We start from the raw sequence: 17434 nt of genomic DNA on the forward strand, positions 1-17434 counted from the left end.
TGGAGGAATCGTGATGCCTCACGCCCCTACCCTGCAAAGTTTCATCGCCGGTCGCTGGATCGGTCAACACGGTGCCCAGGTGCTGCGCAGCGCCATCGACGGCCATGAGATTGCGCGCACCCATGAAGAACGCCCGGACTTTGCCGAAGCCATCGAGCACGGTCGCCGCCAGGGCGTCAGCGGGCTGATGGCGCTGGACTTCCAGCAACGGGCGCAGCGTCTCAAGGCCTTGGCCTTGTACCTGAGCGAACGCAAAGAACAGCTGTACGCGATCTCCCACCACAGCGGCGCCACCCGCGCCGACAGCTGGATCGACATCGAAGGCGGCAACAGCACGCTGTTCACCTACGCCAGCCTCGGCTCGCGGGAATTGCCATCGGGCAACATCGTCCACGAAGGCCCGGCGATGCAACTGAGCAAACTCGGCACCTTCGCCGGCACGCACATTCTGGTGCCACGCGGCGGCCTGGCCGTGCACATCAACGCGTTCAACTTCCCGATCTGGGGCATGCTGGAAAAATTCGCCCCGAGCTTTCTCGCCGGCATGCCGTGCATCGTCAAACCCGCCAGCGCCACCAGTTACCTGACCGAAGCCGTGGTGCGGCTGATGGACGAGTCCGGTTTGCTTCCGGCAGGCAGCCTGCAGTTGATCATCGGCAGCACGGGTGACTTGCTCGATCGCCTGCAAGGCCAGGACGTGGTGACTTTCACCGGTTCCGCCGACACCGCCGCCAAGCTGCGGGTCAACCCGAACCTGATCCGCAACTCGGTGCCGTTCAACGCCGAAGCCGACTCGCTGAACTGCGCAATCCTCGCCCCGGACGTGACCCCGGACGACGAAGAGTTCGAGCTGTTCATCAAGGAAGTCGCGCGCGAGATGACCACCAAGGCCGGGCAGAAATGCACCGCCATCCGCCGCGCCATTGTCCCGGCCAAACACATTGATGCGGTCGCCACTCGCTTGCGCGATCGACTGAAAAAAGTCGTGGTCGGTGACCCGTCGGTGGAAGGCGTGCGCATGGGCCCGCTGGCCTCCCACGATCAGCAAACAGACGTCGCCGAACGCCTGGAAAGCCTGTTGCAGAGCAGCGATATGTTGTTCGGCGCCCGCGACGGTTTCGAACCGCGCGGTGAAAACGTCAACCAAGGCGCGTTCTTTGCGCCGACCCTGTTGCAGGCTCGCGACCCGCACGCCGAAGGTGGCGCTCACGACATCGAAGCGTTTGGCCCGGTCAGCACCTTGATGGCTTACGACGACCTGGACGAAGCACTGGTTCTGGCCGCTCGCGGCAAGGGCAGCCTGGTGGCCAGTCTGATCACCAAGGACCCACAAATCGCCGCCAAGGCCATACCGGTCGCCGCGGCCTGGCACGGACGCTTGCTGGTGCTGGATCGTGAATCCGCCGCCGAATCCACCGGCCACGGCTCGCCCCTGCCACAACTCAAACACGGCGGCCCGGGTCGTGCCGGTGGCGGTGAAGAACTCGGCGGCTTGCGCGCGGTGAAACACTACCTGCAACGCGCCGCGGTGCAAGGCTCGCCGACCATGCTCGCCGCCGTCACCGGCGAATACGTGCGTGGCGCCAAGGTCATCGAAACCGAAGTGCACCCGTTCCGCCGCTTCTTCCAGGATTTGCAGATCGGCGAATCGCTGCTGACCCACCGTCGCACCGTGACCGAGGCCGATCTGGTGAACTTCGGTTGCCTGTCCGGCGACCACTTCTACATGCACTTCGACGACATCGCCGCCAAGGAATCGCAATTCGGCAAACGCATCGCCCACGGCTACTTCGTGCTGTCGGCCGCAGCCGGCCTGTTCGTGTCCCCGGCGCCCGGCCCGGTCCTGGCCAACTACGGCCTCGACACCTTGCGCTTCATCAACCCGGTGGGCATCGGCGACACCATCCAGGCACGCCTGACCTGCAAACGCAAAATCGACCAGGGCAAAAAGAGCCCGCAAGGGATTGCGCAGGGTGTGGTGGCGTGGGATGTGGAAGTCACTAATCAGTTGGGCGAACTGGTCGCCAGTTACGACATTTTGACCCTCGTGGTTAAACGCGAGGATTGATCACGAACCACCTGGCTGACCACTGATCTTGAGGTCTACCAAAAACCAATGTGGGAGCGAGCAAGCCCGCTCCCCACATTTGATCTCTGTTACCCGCAAGACCACAGACAATCACCCACCTCAATGCCTGCGCAACCACTCGATAAACAACGCAAACAATTCCGCTTGCGAACCGACGTTCAGTTTCAAATACAGGTTCTTGCGGTGCATGCGCACTGTCTCCGGCGAGATGCTCAACTGGCTGGCCGTGGATTTTACCGAGTGCCCGCGCAGCACCATGTGCGCCACTTGGCGCTCGCGCTCGGTCAGCAAGTCGCTGCCAAAATGCTCGAAAGCCGACTGCACTCGTTGCTTGAGATCGTCACGCCCACCCGCTTCGTGATCGCTCTGGATCACCGCACGATGCTGCAAGCCACGCTGGCCAAATTCGGCAATGAACTCCCGCACCAGCGGTTCAACGGCCCGCAACAGGTTCAGTTGTTCGACCCGCAGGCTCTCACCGCCGAAGCCTTGAAACAGGCTCACGGAAATCTGCGTCTCATTGCCGGTATTCACCAGGTAAAAACTGTCCTCCGAACTGCCCGCCTTCAAGTAGTAAGTCTTGTAGTACTCACTGTCGAAGAAGTTGTCCGGGGCAATTTCCTCCAGGTGGTAAAACCCTTGCGCCAATCCCTGCTCCACCGCCAGGCAAAACGGGTCGAGCAGATAGCCCCCGGAAAAATAGCGTTCGAGCAACGACACCCGATACTGCTCCGCAATGCCCTGCTGATACAGCAACTGTGGCGCACGGTCCTTGTGTTCCAGGCTGATCATCACCGATTCGATCGACACCAGATGTCCGAACGCCGACGCCAGATAGCGCAGCGCGTCGGGTTCATCGATGTGGGCGAATGCCTCGCGCAGGTCACCGTGCCATTTGTGCAATGCGCCGAAGGGCAAGGCAATCAATGTGTCGTCGTTTGGTTTGCTCATGCCCCGCAGTCTAGCGGGAGAACCGATACCTCGTAAGTGCCCGGTGATCGAACTCATTGGCCGAAATACTGACCGCTCTGCTCAAGCTCGGCCGCCACCTCAAGAATGCACACCCGCAAGGTCTCGACGATTTCATCCACCTGGGCGCACGTCAGAATCAGCGGCGGCGACATCACGTTAAGGTGCATGATCGGCCGCACCAGCAGCCCTCGGGCCTGCGCACGGGAATGAATCCGCTCGCCAATGTTGACCTCGTCGGCAAACAGCGCCTTGGTGCGCTTGTCGGCCACGAACTCGACGCACGCCATGAACTTCTGGCAGCGCACATCGCCCACCAGCGGCAAATCGCTGAGTGTCGCCAAGCGTTCTTCGAGATAGGCGCCAACCACATCGACATGCTCCAGCAGGTTTTCCCGCTCGATGATTTCGATGTTCTTCAGCGCTGCGGTGCAGCACACCGGATGACCGCTGTAGGTGAAACCGTGGGTAAAGCAGCGGCCCTTGCCCGGCTCGGCGATCACTTTCCAGATACGGTCGGAAAAGATGCAGGCACCCAACGGCAGATAAGCGGACGTCAGTCCTTTTGCCGTGGTGATGATGTCGGGCTGCACGTCGAACACTTCATAGGACGCGAAAAACTTGCCAAGGCGGCCGAAGGACGTCACCACTTCATCGGCGACGAACAGAATGTCGTAGCGCTGGCAGACCTCCCACATGCGTTTCAGATAGCCCTTGGGCGGTATGATCACGCCACCGGAGCCCATGACCGGCTCGGCAAAAAAGCCCGCGACCTTGTCCGCGCCGATGGACAGGATCTTGTCCTCGAACTCCTGCACCAGAAACTCGAGGAACTGCGCTTCGTCCATGCCGGCCGGAGCGCGGTAGGGGTTCGGGTTGGACACGTGGTGAATGAGGTCATTGGCGTAATCGAACTCCGGCACGCGGTCGGCCGCCTTGTTGCCGATCGACATCGTCAGCGTGGTCGAGCCGTGATAGGCATTGAAGCGTGCGATGACGTGCTTCTTGTCCGGTTTGCCGCGGCAGTTCTGGTAGTACTGAATCAACCGGTACGCCGTGTCCACGGCGGTGGAGCCACCGGTGGTCAGGAACACATGATCGAGATCCCCCGGCGCCAGGCTGGCGAGCTTCTCGCACAACTGGATGGCGACGTTGTTGGACATGTCGGAGAACGGGTTCGAGTACGCCAGTTGCCGCACCTGGTCGGCAATCGCCAACGCCATTTCTTCACGACCCAGCCCAATGTTCGTGCACCACATGCCACCGACGGCGTCCAGAAAACGGTTGCCCTGGGTGTCGTAAATATAGGCGCCCTCACCCGCAACAATGTTCAGGGAACCCTGTTCGCTGTGTTCGTCGAACATGTGATAGCCGTGCATGTAGTGAGCCTTGTCAGCCTTGACCAAGTGCGACTCATCAACGGCGGACACTACTTTTCTGGTTGGCGTAGCCATATGAAAACCTCAAACCGAATAGTTGAACGATCAGATCCCGCTTTTCACCGTGCTCCAGACACGAGTCATCGCGCGCATGTCTTTCGCGTCCTGGGTCTTTTGCGGAAACAGGCGCTGACGGGTTTCTGCATCGGGATAAATGGCGGGGTTGTTGCGCACATCGGCACTCAGCAACGGCGTCGCTGCCGCGTTACTGTTGGCGTAGTGGATGTAATCCGTCACATCGGCCATCACCTGCGGCTGCATCAGGTAATCGAGAAACTTGTGCGCGTTGGCGACATGCGGGGCATCGGCTGGAATGTACATATTGTCGAACCAGATCAATGAGCCTTCCGAGGGGATGAAATAGGACAGTTTGATTTTCAACTTGGCTTCTTCGGCACGGGCCATGGCCGTCGCATAATCGCCGGACCAGGTCATGGCCATGCACACATCGCCATTGGGCAGGCTGGTCAGGTAGTTGACCGAATCGAATTTTCGGATGTAAGGCCGCACGGACAACAGCAACTCCTGCGCGGCTTTCAAGTCTGCCGGCGCGGCACTTCTCGGGTCTCGACCAAGGTATTTGAGCGCCAGCGGGATGACTTCCGTGGGGGCATCGACCAGGGTCACGCCGCAGTCGGCGAAGCGCGAAACGATTTTCGGATCGAAGATCATCGCCAATGAACCGATCGGCGCATCCGGCATGCGCTCCTTGATCTTGTCGACGTTGTACGTGATGCCGTTACTGCCCCAGGTATACGGCGCGGAGTACACGGTGCCGGCATCGAAGCCTTGCATGTCCTGCAGGACTTTCGGGTCGAGGTTGGTCCAGCCCGGCAGCAGTTTTTTATCCAGGGGCTGGAACACGTTGGCCTTGATCAGCGGCGGAGCGAGGGATGCGTTGAGTACCACCAGGTCATAACCGGAGTGCCCGGTGAGCAACTTGGCCTGGACGGTTTCATAGGCATCGAAGGTGTCGTAGATGACTTTGATACCCGTGGCTTTTTCGAAATCAGCCAGGGTTTTTTCCCCGATGTAATCCGCCCAGTTATAGAGCCGCAGCGTATGGCTGTCGTCCACCTCAGCGGCCTGGACGTGGGTTAGAAAAGGAACGAAAAACAGGCTGGAAATCACCGTGAGGGCCTTGCGCATAGCAAATTCACCTTATCAAGCGAGTTCGGCTCTGGATGAGCGGATGGGCCTACTATTGGGTGGTTTGGCGAGTGGCGCCATACCCCGAATGGGTGTGTGGCCTGGGTTGTCGCGTTCCCTTGTAGCAGCTGGCGAAGCCTGCGTTCGGCTGCGAAGCAGTCGTGAAATCAGACTACGCGGTGTTTCAGGAAGACCTCGCACTCCGGTCTTACGACTGCTGCGCAGCCGAACGCAGGCTTCGCCAGCTGCTACAGGGTCTACCGGGAAGCTCACATTCTGGGTGTGGGAAGTTTGCGAAATGACCGTCTCCGATTCCTGTTTGTGTCATTTCTCTGCTGGATTCCCGAGGGATTGTCCACAACGCTTGCCAGTCAACACATCGCCAAATATGATAATCATTATCATTTATAGCCTTTTCATTTTGTGCGAACCCAATGCCTTCGACCCCTTCAGCAAGCCACCACGGTCTCGCAACCCTTTACCGCGAGCAGCATTCCTGGCTGCAACGCTGGCTGCGGTGCCGCCTCGGTTGCTCCCATAGCGCGGCAGATCTGGCACAGGATGTCTTCGTCCGGTTGCTGGCCAAGGCCGAGTTGATTGAGTTGCATGCACCGCGCAGCTTTCTGGCAACGGTCGCGCAGAGTGTATTGTCCAACCATTACCGACGGCAGAAGCTTGAAAAGGCTTATTTGCAAGCCCTGGCGACACTGCCGGAAGCCGTCGTGCCGGACCTTGAGACCCAGGCAATCATGCTGGAGACCCTGTTGGAACTGAACGCGGTGCTGGAGCGTCTTGAACTGCCCGTGCGCAGGGCTTTTTTGTGGTCGCAGCTCGACGGCCTGAGTCACGGCGAGATCGCAAAACGGCTGCAGGTCTCGATTGCCACCGTAAAACGCTACATCGTAAAGGCCGGTGCCCATTGCATCGTGCTTGATGGCAGTCTGGCTTGATGAAGTCGCAGGCAGGCTCGGTGAACCAGGCTCCGATTCCTCTGCCCGTGGCCGAACAGGCCATGCATTGGCTACTGGAGCTGCAAGAGCCGGACGTCGACGCGCAAACCCGTGCTGATTGGCTGAAGTGGCGACAAGCCGACGCGCTGCACGAAATGGCCTGGCAACGGGCGCAAGCCTTTTCTTCGCGCATGAACACTCTGCGTTCACCCGGCCAGCAAGCGCTCGCCAGTGCCGTGCTGTCGCCAATGCTCTCGCGCCGCAGCACGCTGAAAAACCTCGCCATACTGTTGGCCGCCGCAGGTTCGGCCTGGACCGCCAAAGACACTGCGCTGGTGCAAGACTGGACCAGCGACTTCAGCAGCGCCGTCGGCGAGCGCCGCGGTGTGCAGTTGGCCGAACAGGTGCACGTGCAACTCAATACCGACAGCGCCATCGACGTGCGTTTCGATCAGCAGGCACGATTGATTCACCTGCTGCGTGGCGAGATTCTCGTGGACGCACCGCCTGGCCGGCCACTGTGGATACACACTGCGCAAGGCCGGATTCAACTGCTGGGCCAACGTGTTGCCGTGCGTCAGCGTCAGGGCTTTACCCAGGCCAGTAGCCTTGCCGGGGCCATCGGCATTTATCCGTTGGATCAACGGGACGGTTTTGCCACTGTGGCGCAAGACCAAGTGGTCAGTTTCGATCACCGCCAGTTGCTGTCGCAGCGGCCCCGCCTCAGCACCGAACAGGCCTGGAGCCACGGCATGATCATCGCCCAAGGCCAGCGTCTGGCGGATTTTCTGGCCGAACTGGCGCGCTACCGTCGCGGGCATCTGGGTTGCGATCCGGGCCTTGCCGACCTGAAGGTTTCCGGCACCTTTCCACTGGATGACACTGACCGGGTACTCGCGGCCGTGAGCGATACCTTCAATCTCGACGTGCACCACATGACGCGCTACTGGGTGACGCTGAAGTCGAAACGCGTCCACAGCTGAATCTTTTTTCCGTTCGGGTGAGCCGTTTTCGTTTCTCGCGAGACTTGTATCCCCAAAGATCACTTTCATTGGGGAATGACACATGCCGCACTCGCAACAAATACGCCAACGGCGCCCGCGCCTGATCAAGCATCAACTCGCCGCCGCCGTCCTGCGGGGCATGGCGTGCATGAGCGTTGCCGGTCCGTGCTTGCTGGCTTCGAGTTACCTCCAGGCGGAGCAATCGCACGCTGACTTCGCTATCCCGGCCGGACCGTTAAGCAATGCCCTCGCGCAATTTGGTGAAACGGCCCACCTGCTCATCAGTTACCCGGCGCAATTGACCGAAGGCCGGAACACCCGCGGTTTGAACGGTCGTTTCGAGATCGAGAGCGGGCTCGCGACGCTGTTGGCCGGCACCGACCTTGAAGCGTTGCGCGGCACCAATGGCTCGTACCAGATTGCCCGCCGTTTGAGCACCGACGCCTTGCAGCTGGACGCGCTGAGCATTTCGGGCAAGGCGCCCGGCTCAACCACAGAAGACACCGGCTCCTACACCACGCTATCGTCCAGCAGCTCGACGCGCCTGAACCTGACGCCTCGCGAAACGCCGCAATCGCTGACGGTGATGACCCGCCAGCGGCTCGATGACCAACGCCTGACCACCCTGAGCGATACCTTGGATGCGACACCCGGGATCATTGTGCTGCGCGACGGTCTGGGCGCGGAAAGCGACAGTTTCTGGTCCCGTGGTTTCGAGATCCAGAACTTCGAAATCGACGGCGTGCCGACCGTTACGCGCATGGATAACTACGCCCAGAGCATGGCCCAGTACGACCGTGTGGAAGTCGTCCGCGGGGCCACGGGGCTGATCAGCGGTCTGGGCAACCCTGCCGCCACCATCAACCTGATCCGCAAGCGCCCGACCGCGCAGGCTCGGGCCAGCGTGACCGGTGAGGCGGGCAACTGGGATCGTTATGGCACGGGTTTCGACGTCTCCGGCCCGTTGACGGAAAGCGGCAACATTCGTGGGCGCCTGGTGGCGGATTACAAAACCGGCGGCGCCTGGATCGACCGTTTCAAGCAAGATTCGCAGTTGTTCTACGGCATCACCGAGTTTGACCTGAGCGAAGACACCCTGCTGACCATGGGCTTCAGTTACCTGCGCACCGATGTCGAATCGCCCTTGCGCTCGGGCTTGCCGACGCGTTTCCCGAATGGCGACCGGACAAACCTGAGTCGCTCGACCAACGGCTCCCCGGACTGGTCCCACAATGACCATGAGCAGTCCAGTTACTTCACGTCCATCGAACAGCAAATGGGTAACGGCTGGAGTGGAAAAATCGAGTTCACTCACACCGAAAACAAATTCGACGAGGTCTTCACCTACCTCAATGGCACCCTGCAAACCGATGGCAGCGGCACCAATCTGTTGCCGGTCAAGTTCACCGGTACACCGCGCCAGGACAATCTCGACGTATACCTGACCGGGCCGCTGAACCTGTTCGGTCGCGAGCATGAGTTGATCGGTGGCCTGACGCTGTCCAAGTACAACGAAAGCGTCCCGAGTTACGGCGGCTGGCTGTACGACTATTCGGGGTCTGCCGAGGGCGCCATCGACAACCTGTTCGACTATGACGGCAATAACCCGAAACCGGACTTTCCGGTCACCGGCAAAACGTCGATCGATGAAACCCAATATGCCGCCTACCTTACCGGGCGCTTCCACCTGTCCGACGATTTGAGCCTGATACTGGGTGGCCGTGTCGTGGACTGGAAACGCGATACCGAAGACCGGCCTTATGCGGGCGATGACACCGAAACCCACTCCAGGGAAACCGGCGTGTTCATCCCCTACACCGGCGTGGTCTACGACCTGACCGACGTCTGGTCGCTGTACGCCAGCTACACCAGCATCTTCAATCCCCAAGCCTCGTGGGTGCGTGACGAAAACAACAAACCGCTGGACCCGATGGAAGGCAAAGGCTACGAAGTCGGCATCAAGGGCAGTCACTACGATGGAATGCTCAATTCCAGCCTGGCACTGTTCAAACTCGAACAGGACAACCTGGCGGTGTGGCAGGCCGAGGCCCCGGGCAGCAACGTCTACAAGTCCGAGCAGGACACCACCTCCAAAGGCGTGGAGATGCAACTGGACGGCGAACTGGCCCAAGGCTGGCAGATCGGCGCAGGCTACGCCTACACAGTCACCACCGATGCCGACGACCAGCGCATTAACACAACCCTGCCCCGTCACAGCCTCAAGACCTTCACCACTTACCGACTGGGCGGCGAACTCGACAAGTTGACCCTGGGTGGCGGCGTCAACTGGCAAAGCAAAGTCGGCAGCGACTTGCACACGTTTACCCAAGGCAGTTATGCGATTACCAATCTGCTGGCCCGCTATGACATCAGCAAAAACCTCAGCGCCTCGGTCAACCTGAACAACGTCTTCGACCGCGAGTACTACAACTTCGCCGGCTACACCGGCAACTACGGCGCCCCGCGTAACCTGATGACCAGTTTCAAATACGACTTCTAACCCCCGCCCTTCCTTGTAGGAGCTGGCGCAGCCTGCGCCAGCTCCTACAGGGGTACGGGGTTGATGATTTTCTCGCGTAACGGGTCGCAATTGATCAATCCCGCCCCCTCCCCGCGCCCTGGATTAACGCCCAGAACACGTCGCCGTGCCGTGCGGCCTGTCACTGTGGAGATCGCCCCATGCAAAGCTGCCAAACCCGCAAACAGCAAAGCCCCGAAGACGGCGGGGATCATCAGGACCCGGAAGAGGCCTTTACCTTGCCCTCTTCCAGGCTTGCGACCAGACACTTGACGACCGGCAGCAGAAATCATTTGCCACAATATATTACCTGCGTCATATTACATGCGTAATAAAGACCCGCTTTCCACAGGTAATTTCCATGACCAGCATGCCCAGCCTTGAACAAGACCTTGCTGTCCCGGTGACACCCAAGCCTCCCCTGCTCAAACGGTTGATCCTGCTGACAGCGGCCCTTGCCGCGCTGGTGTTTGCCGGCTTTTATGCCGCTCACTGGTGGACCGCTGGCCGCTTCATCGAAGAAACCGACGACGCCTACATCGGCGGCGATGTGACGGTCATCGGGCCGAAGGTGGCGGGTTATATCGAAGACGTGTTGGTCACCGACAATCAGAAGGTCAAGGCCGGGGATGTGCTGATTCGTCTCGATTCCCGCGATTACCGCGCCCACCTGGCCAAGGCTGAAGGCGCGGTTGCAGCTGAAGAAGCGTTGCTCGCCAACCTCGACGCCACCGAACAGCTGCAACACGCCGTGATCGGCCAGGCCCGCGCCGGCATCGATGCCACCAACGCCGAAACCACTCGTTCACGGGACGACAATGCCCGCTACAAACGCCTGGTCAGCACCAATGCCGTCTCGGTGGAAAGTGCCCAACGCGTCGACGCCACGTTCAAGACGGCGCAAGCCCAAGGTGCCCGCGCCCAGGCTGAACTGCTGGCGGCGCAACGGCAATTGAACGTGATCGCGACCCAGAAACAGCAAGCCCGCGCCGCGTTAATGCAGGCCAAGGCCGAACGGGATCTGGCGCAATTGAATGTGGCCTACACCGAACTCAAGGCTCCGGTAGACGGCGTGATCGGTAATCGCCGGGCGCGGGTCGGCGCTTATGCCCAGGCCGGTTCGCAACTGCTATCGGTGGTGCCGGCCAGCGGTCTGTGGGTCGATGCCAATTTCAAGGAAGATCAACTGTCGCGCATGATCCCCGGTCAACGGGTCATCATTCATGCCGACGTACTTTCGGGGCAGGAATTTCACGGTCATCTGGACAGCCTCGCTCCGGCCAGTGGTTCGCAGTTCAGCGTGCTGCCACCGGAAAACGCCACCGGCAACTTCACCAAAATCGTCCAGCGCGTGCCGGTGCGGATCCTGCTCGACCCGGCAGACGGCGTACTCGGCCATCTGCGTCCGGGCTTGTCGGTCACGGCAGAAGTCGACACGCGCAAGGAGCCTGAAACCGCAGCCGTGGCCAGCGCGCCATGAGCCGCACCCTCGCCGCCCCCGCGCAACCGTTCAATGCCGCGAGCATGGCGACGGCGACCAAGGTCTTTGCCTTCGCCAGCATGTGCATCGGCATGTTCATTGCGCTGCTGGATATCCAGATCGTCTCAGCGTCTTTGCGTGATATCGGCGGCGGGCTCTCGGCCGGTACCGACGAAACCGCGTGGGTGCAGACCAGTTACCTGATCGCCGAAATCATCGTGATTCCGCTGTCCGGTTGGCTGTCCCGGGTGTTCTCGACGCGCTGGCTGTTCTGCGCTTCAGCCGTAGGATTTACCCTGGCCAGCCTGCTGTGCGGCGCGGCCTGGAACATTCAGAGCATGATCGCCTTCCGCGCCCTGCAAGGGTTTCTTGGCGGTTCGATGATTCCGCTGGTGTTCACCACGGCGTTCTTTTTCTTCACCGGCAAGCAACGAGTGATTGCCGCCGCGACCATCGGTGCCGTGGCTTCATTGGCGCCCACCCTGGGACCGGTGATCGGTGGCTGGATCACCGATGTGTCGTCCTGGCACTGGCTGTTCTACATCAACCTGGTGCCGGGCATTTTTGTCGCCGTGGCGGTGCCGATGCTGGTGAAGATCGACCAACCGGAACTCTCGCTGCTCAAGGGCGCCGATTACCTGAGCATGGTGTTCATGGCGCTGTTTCTTGGCTGCCTGGAATACACCCTCGAAGAAGGCCCGCGCTGGAACTGGTTCAGCGACAGCACGATCCTGACCACCGCGTGGATCAGCGGCCTGGCCGGTCTCGCCTTCATCGGCCGGACCTTGCACGTGGCCAACCCGATCGTTGATTTACGCGCCTTGAAAGACCGCAACTTCGCCCTCGGCTGCTTCTTTTCGTTTGTCACCGGGATTGGCCTGTTCGCCACCATTTACCTGACGCCGCTGTTTCTCGGCCGGGTGCGCGGCTACGGTGCGCTGGACATTGGTCTGGCGGTTTTTTCCACCGGGGTGTTCCAGATCATGGCGATTCCGCTGTACGCCTTTCTGGCCAACCGCGTCGATCTGCGCTGGATCATGATGACCGGCCTTGGGCTGTTCGCGCTGTCGATGTGGGATTTCAGCCCGATCACCCATGACTGGGGCGCTAAAGAATTGATGTTGCCGCAAGCCTTGCGCGGGATTGCCCAGCAATTGGCGGTGCCGCCAGCGGTGACCCTGACCCTCGGCGGGCTGGCGCCAGCACGGCTCAAACATGCGTCGGGGTTGTTCAACTTGATGCGAAACCTGGGAGGAGCCATCGGCATCGCCGCGTGCGCGACCATCCTCAACGACCGCACCAACCTGCACTTCACACGGTTGGCGGAAAACCTCAACAGCACCAACGAAGCACTCAATCAGTGGCTGTCCCAGGTCGGCCACAACTTCGCCGCCCTTGGCCAGAGCGGCGATGCCGGCGTCACTGCCAGCCTGCATCAGCTATGGCTGCTGACCTACCGCGAAGCCCAGACGCAAACCTATGGCGACGCGTTTTTGATGATCGGGGTGTGCTTCGTCATCGCCACGGCGATGGTGCCCTTGATGCGCAAGGTGCAACCACCGGCCGCGCCGTCAGCAGACGCTCATTGATCAGGCTTGCGGCATTTTACGGAAGCCAACTGCCAGGCGATTCCAGGCGTTGATGGTGGTAATGGCCACGGTCAGGTCGACCAATTCCTTTGGGCTGAACTCGGACAATGCCAGTTCGTAATCCGCATCCGGCGCATGCGTCTGGCTCAGCAGCGTCAAGGACTCAGTCCACGTCAGCGCCGCACGTTCACGCGGGGTGAAGAACGGCGTTTCACGCCAGGCCGACAGCGTATGCAGACGGCGCGGGTCTTCACCGCTCTTGAGGGCATCGGCGCTGTGCATATCGAGGCAGAAAGCGCAGCCGTTGATTTGCGAAGTGCGCAGTTTGACCAGTTCGATCAGATTTTTTTCCAGCGGCAACTTCGACACAGCGGTTTCCAGCGCGATCATCGCTTTGAGTGCGTCAGGGGATGCGGTGTAGAAATCGAGACGAGGTTTCATCGTGGGTTCCAGTGCAAGTGGGTGTGGGGGGATACGTTAGTCCCGCTGACCCATTGCACAAATAGCCAATATTTCAGAAGTCGAGAAGGCCATTGGCGGGCGCCCCAAAAGAAAGTGTTACTTGAGAATTGCGCATCTCCAGTTATGAAGAGTCGATTACCACGCCGGTCTACGGGCTGGTGATCAAACCTGCTCAGCAGCGCCAACACCCAAAGCATTCCGGCCTGGAACCGGTTTGATGTGGGTTCGCGGTATGCCTTCAAGCTGGATGAGAAGGAAATCACCTTGCGCGCCAATCTGGAGAATGTGGCGAACCAGCTTATTGGGCGTCGGCGAATGGGGGATATTTGACACAGGGTACGCCGCGGACGTTGAAGGTTTCGGCGACTGTGGATTTCTGATTGTGGAAGCATGGCCGCTGCGCGGTTCGCGGGCAAGCCTCGCTCCTACAAGGTCTGCACAACCCCTGTAGGAGCGAGGCTTGCCCGCGAACCGCGCGGCGGCCATTCACCACCGAACGCTAAGCCCGCTTACGCAACCACTGCAAAAACCCCCTCTTCTCCACCACCTTCGGCACTTCCTGAGTCAAGGTCTGCGCCTTGTTCAAGCGGAAATCCAGCAACGCCTTCATCGCTTCGCTGATGTCATGCCGCGCATCCAGGCACGGTTTGAGGTATTCCTTCTCGATCCGGTACAAGCTGCAGAACGTCTTGGCGCTGAAGTCCGCTGGCAGCGCTGTATCGGACAATATCCCGCCCTCGCCGATCACCTCGCCCGGCCCCATGCGTCCGGATTCGAACTTGACCCCGCCACGGCTCAGTTCCACCGATACCACACCGGATTCGATGATGAACAGGTGATCGCTGATCTCTCCCGCCGGCAAGATCATCTCGCCCGCGCGGAAGGTTTGCAGGGTCATGTTCTGGCTGAAGGTTTCTTTCTCTTCCTGGCGCAGGGTCGAGAAAATGTTCGAGGCGTCCAGCAATGCCCGTGGCCGGGACAGGCCGGCAGGCGTGTTGGGTTCTACGCTCGACAACTGGGTGACACCGCTAGCCTGCAAGTGCCGGTACGCCAGGTCGAACAGCAGATTGCGCACCATGCGTTTCTGGTCCATGGAGACCACGAAGCCGCTGATTTCATATTCCACGCCGGCGGCGCTGGAGCCTTTGAGCGCGACGCATGGCGCCGGTTTGTTCAACAGGTAGCGGCAACCTTGCATCGCCCGCTCCAGCGCGTCGATTACCGTTTGCGGGCGAGCGTGCGGACTCACTTGCAGGCTGATCGAGACACCGAAAATATCGCTGGGCCGACTGAAGTTGATGATTTTGGCCTTGGCCGCCAGCGAGTTGGGAATCACCGCCATGCTGCCCTGGGACGTTTGCAGGCGCGTGGCGCGCCAGTCGATGTCGATCACCCGGCCTTCGGTGCCGTCGATGGAGATCCAGTCATCCAGTTGATAGGGTTTGGTGGTGTTGAGGACGATCCCGGAGAACACGTCACTGAGGGTGCTTTGCAACGCCAGGCCGACGATGATCGCCAGTGCGCCGGAGGTCGCCAGCACGCCCTTGACCGGCAGATCGAGCACGTACGCCAGGGCGGCAATGACCGCAATCAGGAAGATCACCGCGCCGAGCAAATCCTGCAACAGGCGCCCGGTGTGCCCGACCCGCTGCATCATCACCGCGCCGATCAGCACCGTCAGGGTGCGCGCGCCGAACAGCCACCAGCCGATCTGCAAGCCGGTGGCGGCAAGGTGCAACGGGACGTTGTCGGGCCAGGGTGCTGTTTCCAGGGGGTTCAAGCCTTCGTTGAACAGCAGGACGCTGAACAACGAGAAAATCACCAGCCGCACCAACAGTTTCCAGTTGCTGCCACTGGCGGTGATCAAGCGCCACAACACCAGATCGATCAGGATCAAGGCCAGCGCGCAAACCAGTGGGTGATCGGTGAGCAATGACAGCATCAAGCAACTCCAGCAAGGGCCATTGGCGCGAAGATCGCACAGATTGGGCACAGTGTAGGAGCAATTGATGACTTCAGAACAACACAAAAAGTGTGGGAGCGGGCTTGCTCGCGAAAGCGGACTAACAGTCAACTCATTTGTTGAATGTCAGGCAGCCTTCGCGAGCAAGCCCGCTCCCACATTAGATTTTTGTCGCCGGTTACTTGCTGTTGGTCAGGGCGTTGTAGCTGGTAAACAGGTTGCGATAGTCCGGGATGTGGTTGGAGAACAACGTGCCGAGGCCTTCCACATCGTTGCGCCAGTCGCGATGCAGTTCACAGGCCAGGCCAAACCAGGTCATCAGTTGCGCGCCGGAGGCCGACATGCGGTCCCAGGCCGATTGGCGGGTCAGTTCGTTGAACGTGCCGGACGCGTCGGTCACCACGAACACCTCAAAGCCTTCCGCCAGGGCCGACAGCGCCGGAAACGCCACGCACACTTCAGTCACCACGCCCGCGATGATCAGTTGTTTCTTGCCGGTGGCCTTGATCGCCTTGACGAAGTCTTCGTTGTCCCAGGCGTTGATCTGCCCAGGGCGAGCGATGTACGGCGCGTCCGGGAACAGCGCTTTGAGCTCGGGCACCAGCGGGCCGTTGGGGCCGGTTTCGAAACTGGTGGTGAGGATGGTCGGCAACTTGAAGTACTTGGCCAGGTCGGCCAGCGCCAACACGTTGTTCTTGAAACGGTCCGGTTCAATGTCGCGTACCAGAGACAGCAGACCCGCCTGATGATCGACCAACAGAACGGCGGCGTTATCCTTGTCGAGACGTTTGTAAGAAGTAGTCATTGCAGTAGTCCTCGCGTGTTATCGATGCCGAACGGGCCGGCGTGAGTGAAATCCGATGTTTCGTTAAATCACGGCCAGGCAAGCGTAGTCACCCAAGCCCGGCACGCCACAGCAGCACAACAACTAATTCAGCCGTGCATCCGGCCAAACCGGCCTGACTGGAAATCGGCGAATGCCTGGTGAATCTCTTGCTCGCTGTTCATCACGAACGGGCCATGGCCGACGATCGGTTCGTCGATCGGCTCGCCGCTGAGCAGCAACACCACGGCGTCGTTATTGGCTTCCAGGCTGATTTGTTGGCCGTTGCGTTCGAGCAATACCAACTGCCCTTCGCGCACCAGCTCCAGGCCGTTGACCTGAACCGTGCCGCGCAGCACCACCAGGGCGGTGTTGCGACCTTCATGCAGATCCAGGGTCAACAACTTGCCGCCGTTGAGGCGCAGATCCCACACGTCGATCGGGGTAAACGTGCGCGCCGGGCCGCGACGGCCGTCGAACTCGCCGGCGATCAAGCGCAGGCTGCCGGCCTCGTCCTTGAGCGGGATGCTCGGGATGTCAGCGTCGAGAATCGTCTGGTAGCCGGCATCGGCCATTTTGTCCTTGGCCGGCAGGTTGACCCACAGCTGGACCATTTCCAGCGTTCCACCGGTTTTGGCGAAGCCTTCGGAGTGGAACTCCTCATGGAGAATCCCCGAGGCGGCGGTCATCCATTGCACGTCGCCGGGGCCGATCTTGCCGCCGCTGCCAGTGGAGTCGCGGTGCTCCACTTCGCCCTTATAAACGATAGTCACGGTTTCAAACCCGCGGTGCGGATGCTGACCAACGCCACGACGCTCGGTGGTCGGGGTGAATTCAGCGGGACCGGCGTGATCCAGAAGCAAAAACGGGCTGATGTGTTTGCCCAGGTTGTCGTAGGAAAACAGCGTGCGAACCGGAAAACCGTCGCCGACCCAATGGGTCCGTGGGCTGGTGTAGATACCAATGATCTTTTTCATGCCGCCTCCGAATCAGGTGCTT

13 protein-coding genes and 1 pseudogene are annotated in these 17434 nt (G+C 60.3%); 7 read left to right on the top strand and 7 right to left on the bottom strand.

Annotation, left to right across the window (positions count from 1 at the left end; all coding sequences use genetic code 11):
- The first annotated feature begins 13 nt into the window (after positions 1-13).
- Complete coding sequence (paaZ, locus tag ACA057_RS21925; protein ID WP_497342260.1) at positions 14-2068, top strand: phenylacetic acid degradation bifunctional protein PaaZ; 2055 nt, start codon at positions 14-16, stop codon at positions 2066-2068.
- A gap of 120 nt (positions 2069-2188) precedes the next feature.
- Here the strand turns inward: paaZ and ACA057_RS21930 are convergent, their stop codons facing one another.
- From ACA057_RS21930 to ACA057_RS21940, 3 genes are read right to left on the bottom strand one after another with little or no spacing between them, the layout of a single operon-like run.
- Positions 2189-3040 (bottom strand): helix-turn-helix transcriptional regulator, encoded by an 852-nt coding sequence (locus ACA057_RS21930; RefSeq protein WP_497342262.1) that lies wholly within the window; start codon positions 3038-3040, stop codon positions 2189-2191.
- A 53-nt stretch (positions 3041-3093) separates the two neighbouring features.
- Positions 3094-4512 (bottom strand): aminotransferase, encoded by a 1419-nt coding sequence (locus tag ACA057_RS21935; protein WP_497342264.1) that lies wholly within the window; start codon positions 4510-4512, stop codon positions 3094-3096.
- Between the two features lie 30 nt (positions 4513-4542).
- Entirely contained in the window at positions 4543-5646 is a 1104-nt protein-coding gene (locus tag ACA057_RS21940; RefSeq protein WP_497342266.1) for a polyamine ABC transporter substrate-binding protein, read from the bottom strand.
- 434 nt (positions 5647-6080) lie between these two features.
- Between ACA057_RS21940 and ACA057_RS21945 the strand changes: the two genes are divergently transcribed.
- From ACA057_RS21945 to ACA057_RS21965, 5 genes are all read left to right on the top strand, one after another.
- Positions 6081-6596 (top strand): sigma-70 family RNA polymerase sigma factor, encoded by a 516-nt coding sequence (locus tag ACA057_RS21945; protein WP_497342268.1) that lies wholly within the window; start codon positions 6081-6083, stop codon positions 6594-6596.
- Positions 6596-7579, top strand: a complete 984-nt coding sequence (locus ACA057_RS21950; protein WP_497342270.1) for a FecR domain-containing protein — start codon at positions 6596-6598, stop codon at positions 7577-7579. Before ACA057_RS21945 ends, ACA057_RS21950 begins: the two co-directional genes overlap by 1 nt.
- Before the next feature lie 82 nt (positions 7580-7661).
- Positions 7662-10100, top strand: coding sequence for a TonB-dependent siderophore receptor (locus tag ACA057_RS21955; protein ID WP_497342272.1), 2439 nt, complete (start codon positions 7662-7664; stop codon positions 10098-10100).
- Positions 10101-10479: 379 nt separating this feature from the next.
- Positions 10480-11598 (top strand): HlyD family secretion protein, encoded by a 1119-nt coding sequence (locus ACA057_RS21960; protein WP_497342274.1) that lies wholly within the window; start codon positions 10480-10482, stop codon positions 11596-11598.
- Positions 11595-13187 (top strand): DHA2 family efflux MFS transporter permease subunit, encoded by a 1593-nt coding sequence (locus ACA057_RS21965; RefSeq protein ID WP_497342276.1) that lies wholly within the window; start codon positions 11595-11597, stop codon positions 13185-13187. Before ACA057_RS21960 ends, ACA057_RS21965 begins: the two co-directional genes overlap by 4 nt.
- Here the strand turns inward: ACA057_RS21965 and ACA057_RS21970 are convergent, their stop codons facing one another.
- Positions 13188-13628 (bottom strand): carboxymuconolactone decarboxylase family protein, encoded by a 441-nt coding sequence (locus ACA057_RS21970; protein WP_497342278.1) that lies wholly within the window; start codon positions 13626-13628, stop codon positions 13188-13190.
- Positions 13629-13820: 192 nt separating this feature from the next.
- Here ACA057_RS21970 and ACA057_RS21975 point away from each other — a divergent pair.
- Positions 13821-14029 (top strand): annotated as a pseudogene (locus tag ACA057_RS21975) (hypothetical protein); the annotation flags it as partial.
- A 119-nt stretch (positions 14030-14148) separates the two neighbouring features.
- Here the strand turns inward: ACA057_RS21975 and ACA057_RS21980 are convergent.
- The 3 genes from ACA057_RS21980 to ACA057_RS21990 form a co-directional block, all read right to left on the bottom strand.
- Positions 14149-15591 (bottom strand): mechanosensitive ion channel domain-containing protein, encoded by a 1443-nt coding sequence (locus ACA057_RS21980; protein WP_497342280.1) that lies wholly within the window; start codon positions 15589-15591, stop codon positions 14149-14151.
- A 199-nt stretch (positions 15592-15790) separates the two neighbouring features.
- Positions 15791-16417: an isochorismate family cysteine hydrolase YcaC gene (ycaC, locus tag ACA057_RS21985; RefSeq protein WP_033061120.1), complete on the bottom strand. Its 627-nt coding sequence runs from the start codon at positions 16415-16417 to the stop codon at positions 15791-15793.
- A 128-nt stretch (positions 16418-16545) separates the two neighbouring features.
- Positions 16546-17412 carry a pirin family protein gene (locus tag ACA057_RS21990; RefSeq protein WP_497342283.1) on the bottom strand — a complete coding sequence of 289 codons (867 nt, stop codon included), beginning with the start codon at positions 17410-17412 and terminating at the stop codon, positions 16546-16548.
- Between the last annotated feature and the right edge of the window lie 22 nt (positions 17413-17434).

The sequence above is a fragment of the Pseudomonas sp. LBUM1661 genome, assembly GCF_059695925.1.